Source organism: Burkholderia sp. Bp9099, assembly GCF_003857805.1.
GTDB lineage: Bacteria > Pseudomonadota > Gammaproteobacteria > Burkholderiales > Burkholderiaceae > Burkholderia.
On sequence record NZ_QTPU01000006.1, the window covers coordinates 200,283 to 224,746 of the forward strand.

The 24,464-nt window shown below is 68.0% G+C and carries 24 protein-coding genes; 10 read left to right on the top strand and 14 right to left on the bottom strand.

Translation table 11 applies throughout. The features are described from left to right. Positions 1–12: 12 nt before the first annotated feature. The 14 genes from araH to mpl all read right to left on the bottom strand — a co-directional run bounded on the left by araH (position 13) and on the right by mpl (position 15,810). A complete protein-coding gene (gene araH / locus DIE17_RS08715; protein WP_044844185.1) occupies positions 13–1,029 on the bottom strand; it encodes an L-arabinose ABC transporter permease AraH in 1,017 nt (338 codons plus the stop codon). An 80-nt stretch (positions 1,030–1,109) separates the two neighbouring features. Then, positions 1,110–2,630, bottom strand: coding sequence for an L-arabinose ABC transporter ATP-binding protein AraG (gene araG, locus DIE17_RS08720; protein WP_044844186.1), 1,521 nt, complete (start codon positions 2,628–2,630; stop codon positions 1,110–1,112). 67 nt (positions 2,631–2,697) lie between these two features. Beyond that, a complete protein-coding gene (locus DIE17_RS08725; RefSeq protein WP_044844187.1) occupies positions 2,698–3,693 on the bottom strand; it encodes an arabinose ABC transporter substrate-binding protein in 996 nt (331 codons plus the stop codon). Between the two features lie 102 nt (positions 3,694–3,795). Next, positions 3,796–4,575 carry an SDR family oxidoreductase gene (locus DIE17_RS08730; protein WP_124520043.1) on the bottom strand — a complete coding sequence of 260 codons (780 nt, stop codon included), beginning with the start codon at positions 4,573–4,575 and terminating at the stop codon, positions 3,796–3,798. Next, positions 4,575–5,252 (bottom strand): 2-dehydro-3-deoxy-6-phosphogalactonate aldolase, encoded by a 678-nt coding sequence (locus DIE17_RS08735; RefSeq protein WP_044844188.1) that lies wholly within the window; start codon positions 5,250–5,252, stop codon positions 4,575–4,577. Before DIE17_RS08735 ends, DIE17_RS08730 begins: the two co-directional genes overlap by 1 nt. A gap of 22 nt (positions 5,253–5,274) precedes the next feature. Further along, a complete protein-coding gene (locus DIE17_RS08740) occupies positions 5,275–6,300 on the bottom strand; it encodes a 2-dehydro-3-deoxygalactonokinase (protein ID WP_124519999.1) in 1,026 nt (341 codons plus the stop codon). After that, positions 6,297–7,196, bottom strand: a complete 900-nt coding sequence (locus DIE17_RS08745; protein ID WP_044844190.1) for an IclR family transcriptional regulator — start codon at positions 7,194–7,196, stop codon at positions 6,297–6,299. The genes DIE17_RS08740 and DIE17_RS08745 overlap by 4 nt, the downstream gene beginning before the upstream one ends. 347 nt (positions 7,197–7,543) lie before the next feature. Further along, positions 7,544–7,948 carry a hypothetical protein gene (locus DIE17_RS08755; RefSeq protein ID WP_044844191.1) on the bottom strand — a complete coding sequence of 135 codons (405 nt, stop codon included), beginning with the start codon at positions 7,946–7,948 and terminating at the stop codon, positions 7,544–7,546. Positions 7,949–8,032: 84 nt separating this feature from the next. Beyond that, positions 8,033–9,643 carry a S10 family peptidase gene (locus DIE17_RS08760; RefSeq protein WP_124520001.1) on the bottom strand — a complete coding sequence of 537 codons (1,611 nt, stop codon included), beginning with the start codon at positions 9,641–9,643 and terminating at the stop codon, positions 8,033–8,035. Between the two features lie 428 nt (positions 9,644–10,071). Further along, positions 10,072–10,809, bottom strand: coding sequence for a monofunctional biosynthetic peptidoglycan transglycosylase (gene mtgA, locus DIE17_RS08765; protein WP_124520003.1), 738 nt, complete (start codon positions 10,807–10,809; stop codon positions 10,072–10,074). Positions 10,810–10,823: 14 nt separating this feature from the next. Further along, positions 10,824–11,690 (bottom strand): shikimate dehydrogenase, encoded by an 867-nt coding sequence (aroE, locus tag DIE17_RS08770; RefSeq protein WP_124488241.1) that lies wholly within the window; start codon positions 11,688–11,690, stop codon positions 10,824–10,826. Then, positions 11,687–13,777, bottom strand: coding sequence for an RNB domain-containing ribonuclease (locus DIE17_RS08775; protein WP_124520005.1), 2,091 nt, complete (start codon positions 13,775–13,777; stop codon positions 11,687–11,689). Before DIE17_RS08775 ends, aroE begins: the two co-directional genes overlap by 4 nt. Positions 13,778–13,858: 81 nt before the next feature. Next, positions 13,859–14,428, bottom strand: a complete 570-nt coding sequence (locus DIE17_RS08780; protein ID WP_044844196.1) for a YqiA/YcfP family alpha/beta fold hydrolase — start codon at positions 14,426–14,428, stop codon at positions 13,859–13,861. Next, positions 14,425–15,810 (bottom strand): UDP-N-acetylmuramate:L-alanyl-gamma-D-glutamyl-meso-diaminopimelate ligase, encoded by a 1,386-nt coding sequence (gene mpl, locus DIE17_RS08785; RefSeq protein WP_059689100.1) that lies wholly within the window; start codon positions 15,808–15,810, stop codon positions 14,425–14,427. The genes DIE17_RS08780 and mpl overlap by 4 nt, the downstream gene beginning before the upstream one ends. A gap of 232 nt (positions 15,811–16,042) precedes the next feature. Between mpl and DIE17_RS08790 the strand changes: the two genes are divergently transcribed. The 10 genes from DIE17_RS08790 (at position 16,043) to DIE17_RS08835 (ending at position 24,331) form a co-directional block, all read left to right on the top strand. Further along, positions 16,043–16,687, top strand: coding sequence for a UDP-N-acetylmuramate--alanine ligase (locus DIE17_RS08790; RefSeq protein WP_124488239.1), 645 nt, complete (start codon positions 16,043–16,045; stop codon positions 16,685–16,687). Positions 16,688–16,694: 7 nt separating this feature from the next. Next, positions 16,695–17,249: a TlpA disulfide reductase family protein gene (locus tag DIE17_RS08795; protein WP_124488238.1), complete on the top strand. Its 555-nt coding sequence runs from the start codon at positions 16,695–16,697 to the stop codon at positions 17,247–17,249. 194 nt (positions 17,250–17,443) lie between these two features. Beyond that, complete coding sequence (gene aroQ / locus DIE17_RS08800; RefSeq protein ID WP_040143361.1) at positions 17,444–17,896, top strand: type II 3-dehydroquinate dehydratase; 453 nt, start codon at positions 17,444–17,446, stop codon at positions 17,894–17,896. Positions 17,897–17,960: 64 nt separating this feature from the next. Further along, positions 17,961–18,434: an acetyl-CoA carboxylase biotin carboxyl carrier protein gene (gene accB / locus DIE17_RS08805; protein ID WP_044844199.1), complete on the top strand. Its 474-nt coding sequence runs from the start codon at positions 17,961–17,963 to the stop codon at positions 18,432–18,434. Positions 18,435–18,519: 85 nt separating this feature from the next. After that, on the top strand, positions 18,520–19,887 hold the full coding sequence (gene accC, locus DIE17_RS08810) for an acetyl-CoA carboxylase biotin carboxylase subunit (RefSeq protein WP_044844200.1): 1,368 nt from the start codon (positions 18,520–18,522) through the stop codon (positions 19,885–19,887). Between the two features lie 2 nt (positions 19,888–19,889). Then, entirely contained in the window at positions 19,890–20,792 is a 903-nt protein-coding gene (prmA, locus tag DIE17_RS08815) for a 50S ribosomal protein L11 methyltransferase (RefSeq protein ID WP_124488236.1), read from the top strand. A gap of 45 nt (positions 20,793–20,837) precedes the next feature. Next, a complete protein-coding gene (locus DIE17_RS08820; RefSeq protein ID WP_124520007.1) occupies positions 20,838–22,229 on the top strand; it encodes a DUF3426 domain-containing protein in 1,392 nt (463 codons plus the stop codon). 72 nt (positions 22,230–22,301) lie between these two features. After that, complete coding sequence (gene tpx, locus DIE17_RS08825; RefSeq protein WP_044844203.1) at positions 22,302–22,805, top strand: thiol peroxidase; 504 nt, start codon at positions 22,302–22,304, stop codon at positions 22,803–22,805. 94 nt (positions 22,806–22,899) lie between these two features. Further along, positions 22,900–23,838, top strand: coding sequence for a carbohydrate kinase family protein (locus DIE17_RS08830; RefSeq protein ID WP_044844204.1), 939 nt, complete (start codon positions 22,900–22,902; stop codon positions 23,836–23,838). Positions 23,839–23,857: 19 nt separating this feature from the next. Beyond that, positions 23,858–24,331, top strand: coding sequence for a glycine zipper 2TM domain-containing protein (locus DIE17_RS08835; protein WP_011883213.1), 474 nt, complete (start codon positions 23,858–23,860; stop codon positions 24,329–24,331). Positions 24,332–24,464 lie beyond the last annotated feature (133 nt).

Sequence of the window (24,464 nt, forward strand, 5' to 3'; positions counted from 1 at the left end):
CCGTGGAATCGGTCAGTCGCGTACGCCGCGGTTCTTCAGCTGGTCGAGCAGCACGGCCGCGAGCAGGATCGCGCCGCGCACCAGGTACTGGTAGAACGCGTCGATGTTCAGCAGGTTCATCACGTTCTCGACGGTGCCCATGATCAGCACGCCGATCACGACGCCCGAGATCGTCGCGCGGCCGCCCATCAGCGACACGCCGCCGAGCACGCACGCGGAGATCACGTTCAGCTCGAAGCCCTGCGCGGCGTTCGGCTGGCCCGACGTGATGCGCGACGCGAGGATCACGCCGGCGAGCGCCGTCACCGCGCCCTGGATCAGGAAGATGTACACGCGCGTGCGTTCGACGTTGATCCCCGCGAGACGCGACGCCTCGGGGTTGCCGCCGATCGCGAGCGTGTTGCGGCCGTACACGGTCTGGTTCAGCAGCACGCCGAACACGATGAAGCACAGCAGCGTGACCCAGATCGGCAGCGACACGCCGAAGAGCGTGAGCCCGCCGAGCGCGATGAAGGTATCCGACGACACGCCGACCGCCTGCCCCTTCGACACGATGAAGCCGAGCCCGCGCACGATTTCCATCGTCGCGAGCGTCGTGATCAGCGCGTTGATGCGCAGGTACGCGATCACCGCGCCGTTCACGAAGCCGATCGCGGCGCCTGCCGCGACCGCCGCGACGATCGCGACGAACGTGTTGTCGGTCGCGTTCAGCACCATCGCGCACAGCACGCCCGAGAACGCGACGGTCGAGCCGATCGACAGGTCGAAGTCGCGCGACGCCAGACAGAACATCATCGTGCACGCGACCATCCCGATCTGCGAGATCGACAGCGCGAGGCCGAGCATGTTGTCGATCGAGAAGAAGTGATCGACCGTCAGCGACATCGTCAAGAACATCACCGCGAAGATCGCAATGAGGCTGTATTCGGTGAGGTGCTGCCACCACTTCTGGCGGTCGCTCTGCTGCGGAACCAGCGCGTCGGCCGACGGCTTCACGGCTGCGCTGGCGAGGTTTTCCCTGACTTGCATGGTTGTGTCTCCTGCTCCTGCATCGCGCGGCCCGCGCCGCGCGTGATCGATTCGAATGTCCTGCGTCGCCCGCGGCGACCTCACACTGCGTCAGCCGCCTCGACGACGCTCGTCTGCGGCAGCGCGAGGCTCAGCACCGCATGCTCGTTCGCCCGTTCGCGCGGCAGCTCGCCCGCGATCCGCCCTTCGCGCATCACGACGATGCGGTCGGACACGCCGAGCACTTCCGGCAGCTCCGACGACACCATCACGATCGCGCAGCCGCGCTCCGCGAGCCGGTAGATCACGTCGTAGATCTCGTGCTTCGCGCCGACGTCGATGCCGCGCGTCGGCTCGTCGAGGATCACGACCTTCAGGTCGGGCTCCGCGAGCCAGCGCGACAGGATCGCCTTCTGCTGGTTGCCGCCCGACAGGAAGCGGATCTTCTGCCGCCGGTTCGGCGTCTTGATCTTCAGCCGCTGGATGAAGCGGTCGGCCGTTTCGCTCTCGGTCTTGCGGTCGATGAACAGGCCCGCACGCAGCGAATGACGGCGGCAGCTGATGTTGATGTTCTCCGCGACCGACGCCATCGCGATGATCCCTTCCTCCTTGCGGTCTTCCGGACACAGCACGATGCCGTGACGGATCGCGTCGCCGGTGCGCTTCACGTCGATACGCCGGCCGTCGAGCGTCAGCGTGCCCGCGCGCCGGCGGTCGGCGCCGTACACGAGCCGCATCAGCTCGCTGCGTCCCGCGCCGACGAGGCCGAAGAACCCGACGATCTCGCCCGCGCGCACCGAGAAGCTCGCGGGTTCGCGCAGCGCCGGGCCATCGACGCCTTCCGCCGACAACCGCACGTCGCCGAGCGCGCGCGGCGCGTAATGGTAGATATCCGAAATTTCGCGCCCGACCATCTCGGCGACCAGCCGCTCGCGCGGCACGTCGGCGAGCGATTCGTGCGACGCGATCTTGCGCCCGTCGCGAAAGATCGTGCACGCATCGCACAGCCGGTAGATCTCGTCCATCCGGTGCGAGATGTAGATCAGCGCGCGGCCCTGCGCGCGCAGGTCGTCGACGAGCTTGAACAGCACCTCGGTCTCGCGATGCGACAGCGAGCTCGTCGGCTCGTCGAGCGCGATCACGCGCGCATTGCGCATCAGCGCCTTGCAGATCTCGACCATCTGCCGCTGCGCGATCGACAGCCGGCCGAGCTTAGCATCCGGATCGAGATCGACGCCCATCGCCGCGAGCCGCTCGCGCACGTGGCGCTTCGCCTCGCCCTTCCTCACCCAGCCGAGCGCATTCGGCAGGCGGCCGAGCAGCAGGTTCTCCGCGACCGTCAGGTCGGGCACGTACTGCAGTTCCTGGTGAATCACCGCGATGCCGGCCGCGATCGACGCGGCCGCACTCGAGAAATGCACGGGCTGGCCGTCGACCAGCACGCTGCCCGCATCGGGCTGGTATTCGCCGCCGAGAATCTTCAGCAGCGTCGACTTGCCCGCGCCGTTCTCGCCCATCAGGCCATGCACCTCGCCCGCGTGCACGTCGAACGAGATGCCGTCGAGTGCGCGCACGCCGGGAAATACCTTGCCGATATTGTCAAAACGCAGTGCCGCTGACACGTCGTCTCCCCACTTGCAGATCCATCGATCGCCGGCCGCCGCATCGCTGCGGCGGCCGGCGTGCCGCTTACTTCGAGGCAAGCCCCATCTCCTCGCGCACCTTCGACACGTTGTCGCGCGTCGCGAGCATGCCGGTGGTCAGCGTGAGCGGCGCCGGCGCCTTGCCCTGCGTGATCCACGTGTACATCAGCTCGGAGGTTTCCTCGCCGTGGCGCTTCGGGCTGATGATCACGGTGCCGTAGAAGCCCGTCGGCTGCGGCTTCTTGAACTCGTTCAACGCCGAATCGGAACCGCCGATGCCGATGCCGATCATGTTGTCCGCCTTGAAGCCGCGCCCTTCGGCCGCGCGCACCGCGCCGAGCACGGCCTCGTCGTTCAGGCCGTAGGCGACCCAGTGCTTGAACTGCGGGTTCTTGGTGAGCGCGATGTTCGCCGCGTTGAACGCGTTCTCGGTATCGGTCTTCGCCTGCGGCGCCGCGATCACGTTCGCCTTCGGAAAGCCGGCGGCCACCAGCGCATCGGTCGCGCCGCTCGTGCGGTCGTGCGCGGTCGGCAGTTGCTCGTAGGTGATGTCGATCGCGCCGACGTCCTTCATGTTCCAGCCGCGCTTCTTGATCTCGGCCGCGATGCCGTCGCCGACCTGCTTGCCGATGTTGTACGCGGAGATCCCCATGTGCGGCACCGCCTCGATCGGCTTGCCCGCGCCGTCGACGAGGCGGTCGTCGACCGTCATCATCTTCAGGTTGTGCGACTTCGCCTTCGCGACGATGCCCGGCCCGAGCTTCACGTCAGGCGTGCAGATGATGAAGCCCTGCGCCTTCTGCGCGGACAGGTTGTCGATCGCGCTCATCACCTTCTCGCCCGACGGCGCGCCGATCTTCACGAGCGTGAAGCCCTTGTCCTTCGCCGCGATCTCGGCGAACTTCCATTCGTCCTGGAACCACGGCTCTTCCGGCTGCTTCACGAGGAAGCCGATCTTGACCGGGTCGGCCGCGTGCGCCACCGGGCTTCCCATCACCACCGCGGCCGCGGCGGCCAGCGTTACGAACGTTCTGCGTTTCATCTCCAGTGTCTCCTTGTCTTCATCGAACGGAATGCAGCCGCTTGTTGGTTTCGACGCAGCGTGCGCGCGGCCGTCGCACGTGCGGTCTGTCGAATCGTTGCGTCAGTCGTGGTACAGCGCCGCGCGCCCGCCGTCGACGGTGATGCACGCGGCATTGATGAACGGCGCCTCGTCGGACGCGAGGAACACGGCCGTCATCGCGACTTCCTCCGGTTTGCCGATCCGCTTCATCGGCTGCAGCGCGAGCGTCTCGGCGCGCGCCGCGGCCGGGTCGGCCTGCGCATCCCACCAGTCGCGCGTGAGCTGCGTCTCGATGTAGCCGGGCGCGATCGCATTCACGCGCACGTTGCGCGCCGCGTATTCGATGCCAAGCGCACGCGTGAGGCCCAGCACGCCGTGTTTCGCGACCGGATACGGAAAGCAGCCCGGGATGATCCGGAACGCATGCGTCGACGCGATGTTCACGATGCTGCCGCGGCCGCGCTCGACCATGCCCGGCAGCGCCGCGCGGCAGCCGTGCCACACGCCGTCGAGGTCGACCGCGAAGCAGCGGCGCCAGTCGTCGTCCGTCATCGTCAGCGGATCGGCGAACACGTTGATGCCCGCGTTGTTCACCAGCACGTCGAGCGGGCCGAAAGCCGCTTCGGTCTGCGCGAGCGCGTCGCGTACCGAGTCCTGCCGCGCGACGTCCGCATGCAGCGCCAGCACGCGCGCGCCGTCGATGTCGTCGGTGATCGCCGCGGCCGTGCGCTGCGCCTGCGCGAAGTCGAGGTCGACGAGCGCGACGGCCGCGCCCTCGCGCGCGAACGCCTGCGCGATCGCAGCGCCGATCCCGCGGCCCGCGCCCGTCACCATCGCGACCTTGCCCGCGAGGCGTTCCATCATGCGGCTCCGCCGCGCGCCGCGCGCAGGCCGGCCTGGAACGCGCGTGCGTTCGCCGCGGTCGTGTCCGCCGACTGGCCGGGCCGGTACAGCGCCGAACCCAGGCCGAAGCCGTTGGCGCCTGCCGCGAGGAACGGCTGCATGTTGTCCGGCGTAATCCCGCCGACCGGAAGCAGCGGCACCGCGCGGTCGATCACCGCGCGCCACGCCTTCACGACGGGCACGCCGAGCTGCTCGGCCGGGAACATCTTCAGCACGTCGGCGCCGTTCGCGAGCGCGGCGAAGGCCTCGGTCGGCGTCGCGACGCCCGGTGCGCTCGCGAGCCCGCGCTCGCGCGCGCGGCGGATCACCGCCGCGTCGCTGTGCGGCATCACGATCAGCGTGCCGCCCGCGTCCTGCACGCGGTCGACGAATTCGGCGCGCAGCACGGTGCCCGCGCCGACGATCATGTCGTCGGGCAGCGCGCGGCGCAGCGCCGCGATGCTGCCGAACGGATCGGGCGAGTTCAGCGGCACCTCGACGATCCGGAAGCCGGCTTCATGCAGCGCAAGGCCGTGGTCGACAGCTTCCGCGGGCGCGATGCCGCGCATGATCGCGATCAGCGGGCACGCGTCGAACGCGCGCATCAGCGCGGCGTGCGGCGTGTACGGCGCGGGCAGCGTAAGGTCGGACGACATCGGCGGTTCCTCTTCAATCGGTTCATTGGTCGGCGCAGACGGGTTCGCCATCCGCGCGCACGAGTCCGGCACGCGACGCGATCCACCACATGCCGCGCTCGGTCGCCTGTGCGACGACGCGTGCATGCGTGCAGCCGAATACGCTCAGCGCGTCGACGTAGCGCGCGCACAATCCGTCGTCGCCGATCAGCAGCAGCGGCTGGTTCGCGAGCGCGACACCGCGCTCCGCGAGCATCGCGTCGAGCGCGTTCAGCTCATGGCCGATCAGCAGCCCGGACAGATAGTCGCCCTGCGCATCGGGCGCGAGCCGGTCGGTCAGGCCGAGCGTGCGCGTGCTGAAGATCGTTGCGAGCAGCCCCGCGCGCTGCGCGCCGCGGGCCACCGCGACACCGCGCGCGAACGCCGCGCGATCTGGCGACGCGCTCGCGCGCATCGTGCGGCCGAGGATCGTGTGATCGCGCAGCGCCGCGAACAGCTCGCCCGTCATGAAAGTCTGGAAGCGCTCGATGAGCCCGTCCTTCACCCATGCCCACTTCGCATGCGTGCCCGGCAAGCCGATCAGTACCCCTGAACGATCGGCATCAAGCATCGGATCGTTCGCGAGTGCGCCGAATATCTGCGTTTCTTCGCCGCGCATCACGTCGGGCAATTCGCCCGTCGCGATCACGCCCGGCACGATCGACACCGTCGTGCCGCGCGCCGTCGTCACCGTGACGAGCCCCGCGACGAGCGCGTCGGCGCCGGCCGGCACCGCGACGTACGGCGCCTCGCGCCAGCCCTGCGCGCTGCCGACCATCCCGGCCGCCAGCACCGGCACGCCCGGCGCGCGGTCGAGCCAGTCGCCGCACGCTTCCTCGAACACGACGTCGAAGGCACGCGCGCCGCCGGCCGGCACGTGCATCACGCCTGCCGCGCGGCTGCGCGTGTCGAGCAGCGCGCCGTGCGCGTCGAACAGATACGCGCGCAGCGACGTCGTGCCCCAGTCGAGCGCGATCAGCGACGGGGTGGCGGTGTTGGCGTCCGGAGCGGTCCGGGTCGAGTGGGTCATCGTTTGATCCTGCGGGTACCCTGCGGCGGGCTCCAGCCCAGTTCCGCGGAAATGGCTCGCGCTTCGCGCTGCACGAGCGGAATCAGTTCGTCCATCCGGTCGTGCGGCATGTACGGGATCGTGCTCGCGACCGATACGGCGGCGACGATCGCGCCCGACGCGTCGCGGATCGGTGCGGCCACGCAACGGATCGATGCTTCGTTTTCCTCGAGGTCGAACGTGTAGCCGCCGGCCGCGTAATGCGCCATGCGCTGCAGGAACGCGCTCGTCTCGGGCCGGTTGTCCGGCTTGAAATTGACGCCGGCCAGCGCGCGCCGCGCGGCTTCGAACAGCGAGCGCCACCGGTCCGGATCGAGGTCGAGCATCATCGCCTTGCCGATGCCGGTCGACGCGAGCGGCATCCGGTGGCCGACACGCGAACGCATCTCGAGGCCGCGCGTGCCGGGAATCTTGTCGATGTACAGCACGTCGTCGCCGTCGCGCACACCGAGGTGGATCGTGTCGAGCGTCGCTTCGGCGAGCGCCTCGAGGTGCGGCCGTGCAACCGCCGTGAGCGGCATCTGCTCGAGCGCGATCGTGCCGAGTTCGATCAGCTTCGGGCCGAGCAGGTAGCCGCCCTGCACCTGGCGCAGGTAGCGCGCCTGCACGAGGCTGCTGACGAGACGGTGCGTCGTGCTGCGCGTCGTGCCGAGCGCGGCGCCGATCGCGCGCATGTCGCGCGCGCCGTTCGCGATCGCTTCGAGGATCGCGAGGCCGCGCAGCAGCGTCTGCGTGCCGGCCTGCTGCGCGGCGAGGTCGAGCGGCGTGCTGGTCGCGCCGATGCTGTCGGTCAGCGGCGCATCGTCCGGCGTCGCGCGCCGGGCGTCGAGAGCAAGGGTATCGGGCATCTTGGTCATGGAACGGGCTTCTTCAGCGGAATCGGTCTAGCCGCTGTCGCGAGGCCGGAACGAAGTCCGGCGTCGCGGCAACGCGGCGGTCGATGCACCGAGGAAAGCGCCCGGCGAACGTCATGGAAGGTGTCTCCGTGTGCGTCGGGCGCCGCGCGATGCGTGGGTCCGAAGCTGTCGATGTGCTTCGGATTGTAGGAGCGCACGCACTCGCCTCCAATATTTGAGTGCGTTGTCCAGATAATGAGAAAAGCGACGGAAGCCGCGGCATTCGGCGCGGAACCGCCGCGCCATGCGCACGGGGGCGGAACCCGACACGTTGCGGGTCCCGCCCCCGTTATCCGCGCGCGGCGCGCTTACTGCTGGTTCGTGCTGCGCGCCTGCATGTAGCGCTGCACGTCGGAGAACGACACGCGGCCGCTACCGTTCGCGTCGATCTGCCGGAAGTGGTTCGCGACGTAGCCGAGGCCGGCCGCGCGCGCCTGCGCTTCGGTGATCGAGCCGGTGTTCTGCGTGTCGGCCGCGCCGAACTGCCGCGCGAGCTTGCGCACCACCTGCGCGTGCAGCGCGGCGCCCGTCGTCTGCGTGCCGGCGGTCGGCTTGCGCGCGGCCGGCGGCACGTATGGATCGCCGAGCTGCGCCTGGCGCGCGCGCGCCGGGGTGGCGGCGTCGCTCGCCTGAGCGAACGCGGACACCGATGCGGATGCTGCAACCCCGGCGCATGCGAGCGCCGCGGCAACGACGATGAAACGTTTCTTCATGTCAGGCTCCAGTCTGGAATGAGGTCGTCGACGGCCGGCGAACGGCGCCGCCGCGGGCGCGCGTCGCCAGGCCCGCACATCGCATCAGTGCGCGGCCGCGTTGTAGAAAGTCACGAGGTCGGCTTTCTCCTGCGGACGCGACGTATCGTCGAGATAGACCATGTGTCCACCCTGATAGTCCTTGATCGTCAGGTTCGGTTGCGTGCCGAGCCGCGCGAGGTCGAGCTCGGTCTGGTAGAACGGCGTCGCGATGTCGTGATACCCGTTCAGCGACAGCACCTTCAGCGACGGATTCAGCGTCAGCGCAGCCGCGAGATCGGGAATCGTGTCGGGCATCGCGAGGCCGTCGTGCGTCCAGTCCCAGGTCTCGATCGCATTGCTGCTGAGCGAATACGCCGACTGCGCGCTGTACTTCAGCACGTTCGGCAGGTAGTTGCCGATCGTGTCGGTGAACGGCTTCGTGATGAACGTGCTCGACGGGTCCCCGTCCGCCGCGAGCGGGCTCGACGACGGCACGTTCACGCGTGCGTCGTAGCGGCCGATCAGCGTGCCCGGGATCAGCGCCACCTGGAAGCTGTTGTCGAAGAAGGTCGGGACCACGTTGAAGTCAGCATTCCACAGCGACTGCTTCACGCCGGTCGAATTCACCATCGTCGTGACGAGCGCAGGCGCAGGCGGCGTGTGGCTCGCGAGATAGGCGTTCACGGCGGGCGTGTAGCTGCCGGCCGTCAGCCGGCGCATCTGGTCCGCGTACTGCGGCAGGCTCGACGGGTTCGGATTGTCGAGCTGGTAGTACGCGCCGACGGTGCCGTAGGACGGCACGAAGCCCGCGCAGCTCACCGGGCTCGCCCCGTTGTTCGAGTTGCCGACATAGTCGCTCGCCATGTCGCAGTTCGCGTTGTAGTTCAGGATCGACGACTGCAGCACGATGCCGTCGAGCTTCACGCCGGCCGTCTCGAGCAGGTTCGCGAGCACGTCGGTGCGCGGCGTGCCGTACGACTCGCCGAACAGGTATTTCGGCGAATCGTTGCGCTGGTTCACGGCGATGTAGCGCATCACGAAGTCGCGGAACGCGCCGCCGTCCTGGTCGACACCCCAGAACGTCTGGTTCGTGTTCGGCGCGATCGCCTCCGAGAAGCCGGTCCCGATCGCATCGACGAACACGAGGTCGGTCGTATCGAGCAGGCTTTCCGCGTTGTCGACGAACGGGAACGTCGAGGTATTCGCGTTCGGGTCGCCCGTCTGGATCCGCTTCGGACCGAACGAGCCGAGATGCAGCCACACCGATGCGGAACCGGGGCCGCCGTTGTACAGGAACGTGACGGGCCGCTTCGCCGCGGGCTGGTTGTCCGCGGTGTACGCGATGTAGAAGAACGAGGCTTCGGGCGCGCCCGTCTGCGGATTGCGCGCGACGAGATGGCCGGCGGTGGCCGTGTAGCGAATCGTCTTGCCGTTCAGCGTGATCTGGTGATGGGTGACGGCGGCCTTTTCGACCGCGGCGGACGCGTCGAGCGACGCGCTCGCGCTCGATGAATAACTGTTGGGATCGTTGTACGGCCTGTCCACCTGAGCGGCGGGATCGGCTGAATTGTCGGTACCTGCTGCCGAGGACGGGGTCACGTCGTCGTTGCAGGCCGTCAGAATCAGCGAAGAGAACACAACTCCCAACAACAGCTTCGCTTTGCTCGCTGGCATCGTTGCTTTCCTTCTCTCGAATGTTTTTTTGTGTCGAGCAGCCGGGTGAGCCGCCCCCCGCCTCGATTGCGGCCGATAAGCCGAGGCGCCGGCCAATATACGCGAGCGGGTCGGCTTTGAAAAATTTGGAAATATTCGATCGATGGCCGGTGCAGTGCACACCTTTCAGGAATGCTTCGATTCGCGAACCGTCGCTTTTCAGTCGCCTTTCGATTGCTTTCGTGTTTACTCCGGAGCACTAAAAATCACGCGGATTTCGTGCCATATCGACAAACAAAATTCCGCGCGTGCGGGCATTGCTCAGCAAAGCGAAATAGACGAATTCGTCTAATGGATGCGGCCCGAAATGCGGGCATCACGAATGCGCTGCAGTGCACCAATGGCGCACCGGCGACGGAACGGACAATGCGACGGCGCGCGTGCGCCGCTCACTGCGATTGCGGAAGTTCGGCCGCGCCCATCCGGCGGGCAATGACGGCCGCGCGCTGCGCCTGGTAGGCCGAGCCGCGGTGCGCGTCGAACCAGCGCGGCTTCGGCAGCATCACCGCGAGGCGCGCCGACTGCCATGCGCCGAGCCGGCTCGCGGGAATCCTGTAGTAATAACGGGCGGCGGCCTCGGCGCCGTACACGCCGCGACCCCATTCGACCGAATTCAGGTAGATCTCGAAGATCCGCTCCTTGTCGAGCACCGTCTCGAGCATCCACGTGATGATCAGCTCCTGCCCCTTGCGGATGTAGCTCTTCTCGCGCGACAGGAACAGGTTGCGCGCGAGCTGCTGGGTGATCGTCGAACCGCCCGCGACGATCCGGCCGCGCGCCTTGTTCTTCTCCCATGCCTGCAGGATCGCGTCGACGTCGTAGCCGTTGTTGGTCGCGAAGGTCGAATCCTCCGACGCGATCAGCGCGCGCTTCAGGTTGCGCGAGATCTGGTCGTACGGCACCCACTGGTGCTGGATCCGCGCGGGCGGCTTGTCGCGCGACAGCCACCATGCGTCGGTCCGCATGAACGCGGTCGAACCGGGATTGATGAACGACCACGCGGCGATCTGCACGAGATAGAACAGCTGCGTCGCGAGCCATGCGCCCGCGAACACCGAACCCGCATAGACGAGCCAGCGCGTCGCGCCGACCGTGCGCGTGCGCTGCGTGCCGCTTACCGCCACCACGTGCCGCGCTCCGCTCAGGCAGCCGCGAGCGCCTGGCGCAGCGCGGCCAGCACCGGTGCGCCGTCCGGCCGCACGCCGCGCCAGATGAAGAACGATTCGGCCGCCTGCTCGACCAGCATCCCGAGCCCGTCGGCCGTGCGCGCGCCGAGCGACGCCGCATGCTGCATGAACACCGTCGGCTGCGCGCCGTACATCATGTCGTACGCGAGCGTGCCCGCGCCGAACGCGGCCGCGTCGCACGCCGGCAGCGCCGCATCGAGGCTGCCTGCCGTCGCGTTGACGATCACGTCGTACGGCTCGGCACGCACGGCGTCCGGGCCGCCGCCCGACAGTACGCAGCCCGCATCGTGCGCGGCCTGCGTGAACTGGCCGACGAGCGCCTCGGCCTTGCTCGCGGTGCGGTTCACGATCGTGATCGACAGCGGCGCGCGCTCGAGCATCGGCAGCACGACGCCACGCGCCGCGCCGCCCGCGCCGAGCAGCAGGATGCGCGCGCCCGCGAGCGACACGCCGAGATTCGATTCGATGTCGCGCACGAGGCCGACGCCGTCCGTGTTGTCGCCGTAGATGCCGCCGTCGGCATCGATGCGCAGCGTGTTCACCGCGCCCGCCGCCGCCGCGCGCGGCGACAGCGTGTCGGCGAGCGCGTGCGCGTCGAGCTTGAACGGCACCGTCACGTTCGCACCGCGTCCGCCTTCGGCGATGAACGCGCGCACGGCGGCCTCGAAGCCGTCGACCGGCGCGAGCCGGTGCTCGTAGACGATCGCCTCGCCCGTCTGCGCGGCGAACTGCGCGTGGATGAACGGCGACTTGCTGTGCGCCACCGGGTTGCCGAACACCACATAGCGGTCGGCGCCGCTCGTCGACGCGGCTGCGTTCACGATGCGCGCCCCTCTTCGCTATCTTGGCCGTTGGCGGTCGCGGCCTCGTCGCCCGCGGCCGTCGCGCCGTCCGCTTCGGCCAGTGCTTCAGCCTCGGCTTGCGCCGACGCGTCCTGCGCATCGACCAGCGTGTCGTCGCCGCCTTCGTTCTCGTCTTCGTCGTCGGACGCGTCGCCGCTCGTCACGGTCGGCGCGTCGAGCACGTTAAGCAGCCGCACCGACGCCTCGATCGTCAGCTCGTCGAGCGACATCACGTCGAGCAGCACGCGCGTGCCGCGCGCATGCACGCCGAGCCCCGGCACGTGCAGCAGCAGCGGAATTTCCTCGAGGCGCACCAGGTCGCCCTTCACGACGCTCGCGACGACCTGCTTCTTCTGCTCCTGCGCGAGCCAGCGCAGGCACCAGAAGTACTCCATCCGGCGCTGGTAGTCGGCGTACGCGGTATAGGTGTCGTCGAAGCCCTGCACGACCGCGTACAGGTCGGCGTCCTTCGGCTTGAACGGCGCGGCGAGCTTCGCGGTGACGCCGTGCTGCACGCATGCCAGCAGTTGCCACTGGTTCACGAGGTCGACGTAACGGCGCAGCGGCGACGTGCTCCACGCGTATTGCGCGACACCGAGGCCTTCGTGCGGCGCGGCCGTCGTCTGCATCCGCGTGCGCTTCGGGCCCGGCGCGCCGAAGCCGCGCTGCGAGCGATAGATGCCGGGCACCGTGTGATCGTGCAGGAACGCGCCCCACGTCGAGTTCGCGAGGATCGCGAGCTCCGACACGATCAGGTCGAGCGGCGAGCCGCGGCGGCGCGGCGTGATCGTCACGTGCTCGCCTTCGACGTAGAAGTTGTAGTCGGTGTTGCGCTGCACTTCGCGCTTCAGGCCGTAGCCCGCGCGCGCGACCTGGCGCTTCTCGAACAGCGCCTGCGCGAGCGGCCACAGCACGGCGATGTCGTCCTTGTGCGGATAGTCGCCGGTGCCGGCGGCGAGCGTCTCTTCGTTGACGAGCTCGTCGAGCGTGTTGTGGCGCAGGTTGTTCTTCACGAACACCAGTTCGGCGCGCGTCTCGTTCGCGACGATCTCCTGCGTCTCGCGGTTGACGATGATGTACAGCGACAGCGCCGGGCGGTAGTCGCCTTCCTTCAGCGTGAACACGTCGACCACGTCGTCCGGCAGCATCGTGATCTTGTCGCCCGGCATGTAGACGGTCGACAGGCGCGCGCGCGCGATCGCGTCGACTGCGTCGCCGCGCACGATGCCGAGCGCCGGCGCCGCGATGTGCACGCCGATCCGCACGCGACCGTCGGACAGGTGCTCGACCGAGAACGCGTCGTCGATTTCGGTCGTCGTGATGTCGTCGATCGAGAACGCCTCGACGTCCGCGCGCGGCAGGTCGTCCGGCAGCGGGCCGACCGTGACGGCCGGGAAGCCCGTGCCGTGCGGGAAGAATTCCGCGAGGAAGCGCGCCTCGTGCAGCGCACGCGGCGACGCGATGCCGCCGCAGTCGAGCATCAGCCGCGCCGGCGACACGCCGCGCGCGCCGGCCGCCGCTTCCATCGCCTTGTATTCGATCGCATTCTTGTCCGGCCGCGTGAGCAGCCCGAGCACCTTGCCCGCGAACGCTTCCGGCAGCTTGCCGGCCTTCAGCTCCTCTTCGTACTGCGCCTGGACGAGCGCCTGCTGGCGCTTGCGCTCGAGCGACGCGAGCGCCATCTTGAGCTGCTCTTCCGGCGCGCGCTGATACTGGCCGCGCCCCTTGCGGCGGAAGTAGACGGGCGAGCCGTGCAGCCGCAGCACCAGCGCCGCGCGCTCGACCGGGCCGTAGGTCGCGCCGAAGTATTCCGCGGCCAGCGCCGTATACGCGAATTCGTCGGCCGGCGCGCATTCCCACAGGAAATCCAGGTCGATCTGCTGCGCGGCCGTGTCGGCTTCCTGCATCAGCTCGCTCGCGGCCGGCTTCTCGAATTCGATCAGCACGTCTTTCGCGCGCACCTTCGCCCGCCGCCCGCCGGGCAACTCGACTTGAAACGCGTCGCCCTGGCGCGACAGCACGCTGCCCGCCTTGAAACTGCCCGATTCCTCGAAGAAAACGTTCACTCAGTACTCTCGTTCAGACTGCCGGGCGCCGCATCGGCGGCGCCGCATGATGATGGGAATTCGATCGGCATGACGCCGGGTTCATGACGTTCGGTCGTCGCAAAAAGCGAGAACGTCGTCGACATAGTCGGCAAATTCGCTGATTCCGTGGTCGCTGCCTTCGATCACGCGCGTTTTCGCGCCCGGGTAGTGGGCGAGCATCTCGCGGTAGTCCAGCACTTCGTCGCCCGTCGCCGCGAACAGATAGTAGCGTTCGGGCCGCGAAATCGCCGGCACGCGCAGCGCGTCGAGCTCCTGCAGGTGATGGCGTTCGACGACGATCGAGCCGCCGCCGTGCCACAGCGGCTGTTCGCCCAGATGCTGCTCGAGGTCGCGCTGCGGCACGATCGCCGGATTCAGCAGCACCGCCTTCCAGCCGTGCTTTTCGGCGAGCCAGGTCGCGTAGTAGCCGCCGAGCGAGCTGCCGATCACCGTCACGTCGCGCACCCCGGCCACCGCGGCTTCCGCGACGGCGATCGCCTCGAGCGGCGACACCGACAGCGACGGGCAGCGCCATTCGGGCGTGCGGCCGAGCTCGGCCATGCGCGCGGCGAGGAGCCGCGACTTCTGCGACTCCGGCGACGACCGGAACCCGTGCAGGTACAGGATCACGCGCGGCTCCCGAGCGCGTCGAGCAGCTTCTGGTGCACGCCGCCGAAGCCGCCGTTGCTCATCACGAGCACGTGGTCGCCCGGACGCGCGGCCTCGACGACCGACTTCACCAAGAGATGGAGATCGTCGAACGCGCGGGCCTTGTCGCCGAGCGGCGCGAGCGCGTCGCCGAGGTTCCAGCCGAGCGCGTCGCGCCCGGTCGGTGCGCCGTAGCCGAACACCAGGTCGGCGTCGGCGAGACTGGCCGGCAGTTGCGCCTTCATCACGCCGAGCTTCATCGTGTTCGAACGCGGCTCGAGCACGGCGAGAATACGGGAGTTTTGGCGGCCGATGCGTGCACGAAGGCCGGCGATCGTGGTTTCGATCGCGGTCGGATGGTGCGCGAAGTCGTCGTAGACGGTTACCCCATCCACGCTGCCGCGCACTTCCATGCGCCGCTTCACGTTGCGAAACGATGCGAGCGATTCGGCGGCCTGCGCGGGCGGCACGCCGACGTGGCGGGCGGCGGCGATCGCCGCGAGCGCGTTCATCCGGTTGTGGTCGCCCTGCACCTGCCACGCGACCTCACCGACACGCTCGGCCTGCGAATACACCGCGAAGCGCTCGTCGACCGGTACGCCGTCCTCGGCCGGCAGTGCCTGCCAGCCGCCATCGACGCCGAAGCGCTCGACCTCGCTCCAGCAGCCGCGCGCGAGCACGCGCTCGAGCGCGTCCGAGCGGCCGTTGGTCACGATCCGGCCGACGCCCGGCACGGTGCGCACGAGATGATGGAATTGCGTTTCGATCGCGGCGAGATCCGGGAAGATGTCGGCGTGATCGAATTCGAGATTGTTGAGCACCGCGGTGCGCGGCCGGTAATGGACGAACTTCGAGCGCTTGTCGAAGAACGCCGTGTCGTATTCGTCGGCCTCGATCACGAAGAAACTCGAATCGGTCAGCCGCGCCGACACGCCGAAGTTCAGCGGCACGCCGCCGATCAGGAAGCCCGGGTTCAGGCCGGCATCTTCCAGCAGCCACGCGAGCATCGACGACGTGGTCGTCTTGCCGTGCGTGCCCGCGACCGCCAGCACCCACTTGCCTGCCAGCACGTGTTCGCCGAGCCATTGTGGGCCGGATACATAAGGCAGGCCGCGATCGAGGATCGCCTCCATCAGCGGGTTGCCGCGCGTGACGACGTTGCCGATCACGAACAGGTCTGGCTTCAGGTCGATCTGCTCGGCGCCGTAGCCCTCGATCAGCGTGATGCCCTGCGCCTCGAGCTGCGTGCTCATCGGCGGATAGACGCCCGCGTCGCAACCCGTCACCGTGTGGCCGGCCTCGCGCGCGAGCACGGCGAGACCGCCCATGAAGGTGCCGCAGATGCCAAGAATGTGGATGTGCATAGATGAATGCTTTCGCGCCGCCGGGCGCCGTCGATTCGGAAAGATGGTCTGCGGCACGCCGGACAGGCCGCCCGGCCAACGACTTTCGCCGCGACACAAAGACCGTCATTGTAACTGACGGCCCGCCGTGCCCGGCGGCCCGAACGACGGATCCGGATGCCGCGCGGAACGGCGGACGACGCGCGGCCGCACCGCGTTCGGCCGCCGCGCGATCGAGTATGATTGCCGGATCATGTCTCGCAAACCTCTTGTCGACCCGCGGCGCGCCCGCGAGGAAATCGCCCAGTCCGCCGCCCGCCTGATCGCGGAGGACGGCCTCGATTACGCCAGCGCGAAGCGCAAGGCCGCGCGCCAGCTGTTCGGCGATACGCGCGTTGCCGGCGAATGGCTGCCGGATAACGACCTGATCGAGGAAGAACTGCGCGAGTACCTCGCCCTGTTCCAGAGCGACACGCAGCCGGACGAACTGCGCCGCCTGCGCGAGATCGCGCTCGACTGGATGCGCCGGCTCGCCGAGTTCAATCCGTACGTGACGGGCGCGGTGCTGAACGGCACCGCGAACGCGCATTCGGACATCCATTTGCAGATATTCACCGACAACCCGAAGGACGTCGCGATCTACCTGCTGAACCAGAACGTTCAGTACGACGTGTCCGAGACGCGGCATTTCGCCGGTCGCGCCGACGTCGAGACGCTCAGCTTCCTGTGGCGCCCGCGGCGCGACGTGGACGCGATCGGCATTCACGTCGCGCTCTACGCGAGCGACGACCTGCGCGGCGCGGTCAAGGCCGACGCGCGCGGCCGGGTCGCCCGCGCGGACGCCGCCGCATTGCGTGCGCTCGTCGAAGCCAGCAACGCCCCTTCCGAACCGGAATGATTCAACGATGATGATGAAACGCATGTTGCCGCTCGCGGTGGTCGCTGCCGCCGCCGTCGCCGGCGGGCTCGCCGCCGGCCACTGGTTCCGCGGCGGCAGCGCCGATGACGGCGTCGCCGTCGCCGCGCCCGCTGCGCAGGGCAGCCCGGTCGACCAGCTGTGGGCCGCGTCGCTGACCGGCGTCGACGGCAAGCCGGCGTCGCTCGCTTCCTTCAAGGGCCAGAAAGTCGTGGTCAATTTCTGGGCGTCGTGGTGCGGCCCGTGCGTCGAGGAGATGCCGGAGCTCGTCGCGCTGTCGCACCAATACAAGCAGAAAGGCATCCGCTTCATCGGGATCGGCGTCGATTCCGACCAGAACGTGAAGAACTTTCTGCAGAAGGTGAAGGTCGACTATCCGGTTTTCGTCAGCGGTTATGCGGGCGCCGATCTGGCCCGTAATTTCGGAAATACCGCCGGCGCGCTGCCGTTTACGGTCGTCATCGACGAAACCGGCAAGATTCGCGAGACAAAATTAGGACAAATCCAACCGGCCGAGCTGAAAAAGACCCTCGACGCGTTGTGATCGCCCTGAACGGCGGCCCGCACGTTGGCAGCGATTTGTACGTCGATCGCCGCAATTTCACGTGAATTCGCTGATACTTTGCAGCCGCACCGGTAATTCTTGCAGGTCCGGCGCGCCCGGCCGTTCGGCAAAACTAGACAAATTTCTCTAAATAGCGCTAAAGTTCGCGCAATTCCGCAGAAATAGAAGCGACCATGACACGATTGCTGGTGCTGCACGGCCCCAACCTGAACCTTCTCGGCACCCGGGAACCGGAGGTGTACGGCCGCGTCACGCTTGCGCAGATCGATCAGGCGCTTGCCGCGCGAGCCCAGGAAGCCGGCGCCGAACTGTCGTCGTTCCAGAGCAACCATGAAGGCGCGCTCGTCGACCGCATTCAGGCCGCGCGGGAGGAACAGACCGATTTCATCCTGATCAATCCCGCCGCGTATACGCACACGAGCGTCGCGATCCGGGACGCGATCGCCGGCGTCGGCATCCCGTTCGTCGAGGTTCATCTGTCGAACGTGCACCGCCGCGAAGCGTTCAGGCATCACTCCTACTTTTCCGACCAGGCCGAAGGCGTGATCTGCGGGCTCGGCTGGAAAGGTTATCTGTACGCGCTCGAGTACGCGCTGGACAAGCTGCAAGGCGCGTCGCGCGGCTGATTTCGCGATCTAGATTCAGCGCCGGTCCCACCGGCGCTTTCACGTATTGAAAGGGGAATTCCCGATGGATCTTCGTAAGCTGAAAACTCTGATCGACCTCGTTTCCGAATCCGGCATCTCCGAGCTGGAAGTCACGGAAGGCGAAGGCAAGGTGCGTATCGTCAAGAACGCGCCGCCGGTCTACGTGCAGCCGACGGCTGGGTATGCCCCGCAAGTCAGCGCGCCCGCTCCGTCGGTCGCGCTGCCGACCGAAGGCGCTGCCGCGCCGGCAGCAGGCGCCGCCGCCGCACCGGCCGCCCCGCAAGGCCACGTCGTGACGTCGCCGATGGTCGGCACGTTCTATCGCGCGCCGTCGCCGGGCGCGGACCCGTTCGTCCAGGTGGGCGACACGGTCAAGGAAGGCCAGACGATCTGCATCATCGAAGCGATGAAGCTGCTCAACGAGATCGAGTCGGACAAGGCCGGCGTGATCAAGGAAATCCTCGTCGAGAACGGCCAGGCCGTCGAATACGGCCAGCCGCTTTTCGTGATCGGCTAAGTCCGCCGCGCGGCCCGTCCGGCCGCGCGCCGCCGATGCTCGCCAGGCGCCGTTCGCGCGCCCCTCGAAGAGACGAATACTCGCTATGTTTGAAAAAATCCTCATTGCCAACCGCGGTGAAATCGCGCTGCGCATCCAGCGCGCGTGCCGCGAGCTCGGCGTCAAGACGGTGGTCGTCTACTCGGAAGCCGACAAGGAAGCCAAGTACGTGCGCCTCGCGGACGAAGCCGTCTGTATCGGCCCGGCCCCGTCGAACCTGAGCTACCTGAACATGCCGGCGCTGATCAGCGCCGCGGAAGTCACCGATGCCGAGGCGATCCACCCCGGCTACGGCTTCCTGTCCGAGAACGCCGATTTCGCCGAACGCGTCGAGCAGTCGGGCTTCACGTTCATCGGCCCGCGCCCGGAAACGATCCGGATGATGGGCGACAAGGTCACCGCGAAGCAGACGATGATCAAGACCGGCGTGCCGTGCGTGCCGGGCTCGGAAGGCGCGTTGCCGGACGATCCGAAGGAGATCGTGAAGATTGCGCGCGCGATCGGCTATCCGGTCATCATCAAGGCAGCGGGCGGCGGCGGCGGGCGCGGGATGCGCGTCGTGCACACCGAGGCCGCGCTCGTGAACGCGGTCAACATGACCCGCGAGGAAGCCGGCCGTGCGTTCGGCAACCCGCAGGTGTACATGGAGAAGTTCCTCGAGAACCCGCGCCACATCGAAATCCAGGTGCTGTCGGACGCGCACAAGAACGCGATCTGGCTCGGCGAGCGCGACTGCTCGATGCAGCGCCGTCACCAGAAGGTGATCGAGGAAGCGCCGGCGCCCGGCATTCCGCGCCGCCTGATCGAGCGCATCGGCGACCGCTGCGCGGACGCGTGCAAGAAGATGGGCTATCTCGGCGCGGGCACGTTCGAATTCCTGTACGAGAACAACGAGTTCTACTTCATCGAGATGAACACGCGCGTGCAGGTCGAGCACCCGGTGTCGGAGATGATCACGGGCGTCGACATCGTGCAGGAACAGATCCGCATCGCAGCGGGCGAGAAGCTCGCGCTGCGCCAGCGCGACATCGAGTTCCGCGGACATGCGATCGAATGCCGGATCAACGCGGAAGATCCGTTCAAGTTCACGCCGTCGCCGGGCCGGATCACGTCGTGGCATACGCCGGGCGGCCCCGGCGTGCGCGTCGACTCGCATGCGTACAATGGCTATTTCGTGCCGCCGAACTATGATTCGATGATCGGCAAGCTGATCACCTACGGCGCGACGCGCGACCAGGCGATCCGCCGGATGCGCATAGCGCTGTCGGAAATGGTCGTCGAAGGCATCCAGACCAACATCCCGCTGCACCGCGAGCTGATGATCGACTCGAAGTTCGTCGAAGGCGGCACCAGCATCCACTATCTCGAACACCGGCTCGCCCAGAAGCAGCAGGTCGCACCGGAAGAAGCGTAAGCATGAGCTATCGCGAACTCGTCGTCGAACTGGCCCGTGAGCATGCGGAGGCGCTGTCCGACGCGCTGCTCGACCTCGGCGCGCTGTCGGTGTCCGTCGAGGACGCCGACGCCGACACGCCCGACGAACAGCCGCTCTTCGGCGAGCCCGGCCTCGTTCCCGAACGCACCGCGTGGCAGCACTCGCGCGTGATCGCGCTGCTGTCGCCCGATCACGACCCGGCCGTGCTGCTCGCGGCGGCCGCGAACGAGATCGGCGTCGCCGAGACGCCGAAGTTCGACGTGCGCGAAGTCGAGGAACAGGACTGGGTGCGGCTCACGCAGTCGCAGTTCGAGCCGATTCCGATCGGCGAGCGGATCTGGGTCGTGCCGTCGTGGCACGACGCGCCGGACCCCGACGCGCTGATCCTCGAACTCGACCCCGGTCTCGCGTTCGGCACCGGCAGCCACCCGACCACCCGCCTGTGCATGGAATGGCTCGAACAGTCGGTGAAGCCCGGCCAGTCGGTGCTCGACTACGGCTGCGGCTCTGGCATTCTCGCGATCCTCGCGCGGAAATGCGGGGCGAACCCCGTGGTCGGCATCGACATCGATCCGCAGGCGGTCGAATCGGCGCGCCAGAACAGCGAACGCAACCATGCGGAAGTCACGTACGGGCTGCCCGATGCGTGCCCGGCCGGCGAATTCGACATCGTCGTCGCCAACATCCTGTCGAACCCGCTGAAACTGATGGCATCGATGCTCGCATCGAAGGTGAAACCGGGCGGGCGCATCGCGCTGTCGGGCGTGCTCGCGCGCCAGGCGGACGAAGTCGCGGCCGTCTATGCGCGCTACGTCGACATCTCGGTCTGGCGCGAACACGAAGGTTGGGTATGCCTCGCCGGAACGCGGCGGGAAAGCCATTAGAATAGCGCTGTCCTTCACTCTGGCCAGCAGGCCGCCCGGCTCGACATGCTTCTTGCGACGCGCTGCCCTCATTGCGAAACCGTCTTCCGGCTGCAGCAGGAACAGCTCGCGCTGCATGACGGGCTCGTGCGTTGCGGACACTGTCAGCAGGTCTTCAACGCATCGCAGTCGCTCGTACCCGATCCGGCACCGCCGGAATCCGCGCTGACCGAAGCGGCGCCGGTCGAGCCGGCCGCCGCCAACCCGCAACACGACGCCCCGCCCGCGCGGCTCTTCACCTCCGACGCACCGGTCGAACCGGCAGCGGGTTCCGATTACCAGCCGGAAGGCTGGGACATGTGGGCGCCGTGGCTCGATGGCGGCGTCGACCCGTCCCTGCAGCACAGTGTCGAGACCGTGCGCGCCGAGCCGCTGATCCCGCTTGCGCTGCCGTCGACGGAATCCGGTGTGGTTCACCTGTCCGGCACGCCGGCGCCGATCGCATCGCAGCCGGCCGAGTTGCACGCCGTCGCCGCGCGATCGGCCGGACCGGATGCAGTGCCGCCCGAAACCGACGAACCGCTCACGCCGCTCACGCCGCTCACCGAACCCGACCTGCGTGAACCGCGCTTCGTCGCGCCCACGCCGTCGATCGAACCCGCCGCAGCAGCGCCCGTCGAACCGGTCGGCAACGCGCGCTTCGCCGTGCCCGACGACGAGCACGCGCCACGCGAACCGCGCTTCGCGTTCAGGCCGGTACAAGCCGAGCCCGGACTCGAACCGAAATCCGAACCCGACACCCACGCCGAACGTGCCGCCGCACCGGCCGCAGCCGCCAGCGAACCCGGTGCCGAACCGGACGTACAACCGGCCGCCGAGCCGGTCGCCCAGCCGGCCGTCCCCTTCCCCGCCGCACTGTCCGACGACGACCGCCCGCCCTTCGCCGTGACGCGCGAGCCGCGCGCGCAGCAGCGACGTGGAACGCTCGGCGGCTTTTTCGGCGGCCTCGTCGCGGCCGTGCTCGCGGTGCTGCTCGTCGCGCAGCTCGCGTGGTGGCAGCGCGAACCCGTGATGATCTACTGGCCCGTCACGCAGGGCTGGTTCCGGCAGGCGTGCGCGCCGCTCGGCTGCAAGGTGACGCCGCCGCGCGCGATCGACGGCCTGCGGCTCGACGCGGCCGACCTGCGCCAGATCGACGGCCCGCGCGTGCTGGAGTTGAAGGTGCCGCTGACGAACCGCTACCGCGTCGCGCTCGCCTACCCGTCGCTCGAGCTGACGCTGCTCGACGACACGAATCACGTGACCGTGCGCCGCGTGCTCGCGCCGCGCGACTACGTGCGCCCGGGCATGCCGATCGACGCCGGGCTGCCGCCCGGCACGACGCAGACGATGGTCGTCCGTCTCGACACGAACGGCGCGCCCGCCTCGAATTTCCGCGTCCAGATCTTCTATCCGTGACGCCCCGCGGCGCGCGCATGCGCGCCGTCTCAACCCGCGCGCCGCTGCGGCGCGCTATTTCGGAGCACGAACATGAGCAAAGTTACGCTGGGTGGCAACCCGATCGATCTCGCCGGCACGTTCCCGGCCGTCGGCTCGCAAGCCCCCGACTTCAAGCTGGTCGGCAAGGACCTCGCCGACCTGTCGCTCGCCAGCTTCGCCGGCAAGCGCAAGGTGCTGAACATCGTCCCGAGCCTCGATACGCCCACCTGCGCGACGTCTACCCGCAAGTTCAACGAAGCCGCGTCGTCGCTCGACAACACGGTCGTGGTGGTCGTGTCCGGCGACCTGCCGTTCGCCGCCACGCGCTTCTGCACGACCGAAGGCCTCGCGAACGTCGTGACGGCTTCGACGTTCCGCGGCGGCCGCGCGTTCGCGAACGCATACGGCGTCGACGTGACGAGCGGCCCGCTGAACGGCCTGACGGCCCGCGCGGTCGTCGTGCTCGACGCGCAGGACAAGGTGCTCCACGCGGAACTCGTCGGCGAGATCAAGGACGAGCCGAACTACGACGCAGCGCTCGCCGCACTGAAGTAACCCGCAGCCGCCCGTCCCTGCCGCGCGAGGCCCGACGGCCTGCGCGCGCCGGCCGGGCAGCCGCCTCCCTTTGCTCTCTACAGGAACGCACGCCTTGACTACGCTGATTTGCGGCTCGCTCGCCTACGACAACATCATGACCTTCGAAGGCCGGTTTCGCGAGCACATCCTGCCCGACCAGGTTCACCTTCTGAACGTGAGCTTCCTCGTGCCGACGATGCGTCGCGAATTCGGCGGTTGCGCGGGGAACATCGCCTACGCGCTGCACATGCTCGGCGGCGACGCGCGTATCATGGCGACGGTCGGCGCGAACGACGCCGATCGCTATCTCGAGCGTCTCGACAGCCTCGGCCTGTCGAAGGCCAGCATACGCGTGGTGCCCGAAACGCACACCGCGCAGGCGATGATCACGACCGATCTCGAGAACAACCAGATCACCGCATTCCACCCGGGCGCGATGATGCAGTCGCACCTGAACCGCGCGGACGAAGTGTCGGGCGTGAAGCTCGGCATCGTCGCGCCGGACGGCTTCGACGGGATGGTCCAGCACGCCGAGCAATTCGCGAAGGCCGGCATCCCGTTCATCTTCGATCCGGGCCAGGGCCTGCCGCTGTTCGACGGTGCGACGCTGCGCCGCATCATTGAACTCGCCACCTTCGTTGCGGTCAACGACTACGAGGGCAAGCTCGTCAGCGACAAGACGGGCTGGTCCGAACAGGAAATCGCCAGCCGGGTTCAGGCGTTGATCATCACGCGCGGCGAGCGCGGCGCCACCATTCTTCACAAAAACGGCGAAGAACAGATTCCGGTCGTGCAAGCCGAGCGTGTCGTCGATCCGACCGGCTGCGGCGACGCCTTCCGGGGCGGCCTGCTGTACGGCATCGAGAATGGCCTCGACTGGGCAACCACGGGCCGCCTCGCGAGCCTGATGGGCTCGATCAAGATCGCCCACCAGGGGCCTCAAACTTACGCACTGACGCGCGCCGAAATCGACGCGCGCTTCGAGGCTGCCTTCGGGTACAGTCTCAAATGAATATTGTGGGAGAGCAAAGATGTTGACCAAGAAAACCCTCACGCTCGCTGCCATGCTGACGGCCACGCTGACGCTCGCCGGCTGCTTCACGGCGCCGGGCTCGGCAGATGTCTATAGCGTCGGCCAGGCGCAGCGCGAGCAAACCGTGCGCATGGGCACCGTCGAAAGCGTCCGTGCGGTGCGCATCCAGTCCGATGGCGGCGGCAGCGCGATCGGCACGCTCGGCGGCGGCGCGCTCGGCGCAGTCGCGGGCAGCGCGATCGGCGGCGGCAAGGGATCGATCCTGACGGCCATCGCGGGCGGTCTCGTCGGCGCGGTCGCAGGCAACGCGGTCGGCGAAAACCTCAGCACGGCGAACGGTGTCGAAATCACCGTGCGCCTCGACAACGGCGACCTGCGCTCGATCACGCAGGCGGCGAGCGGCGAAGTGTTCCGCGCCGGCGAACGGGTGCGACTGCTGTCGAGCGGCGGCGTCACGCGCGTCACGCACTAACGAGCATCCTCAGCACGCGGCGCAAGCCGCGGTCGAACGCATGTGCGAAGCTGCACATGCGTTTTTTTTCGTCCGTGCCCGGCAGCCGGCCGGCCCATCGATGCAGAGGGACGAAAAAAATCCCGCCACCTGA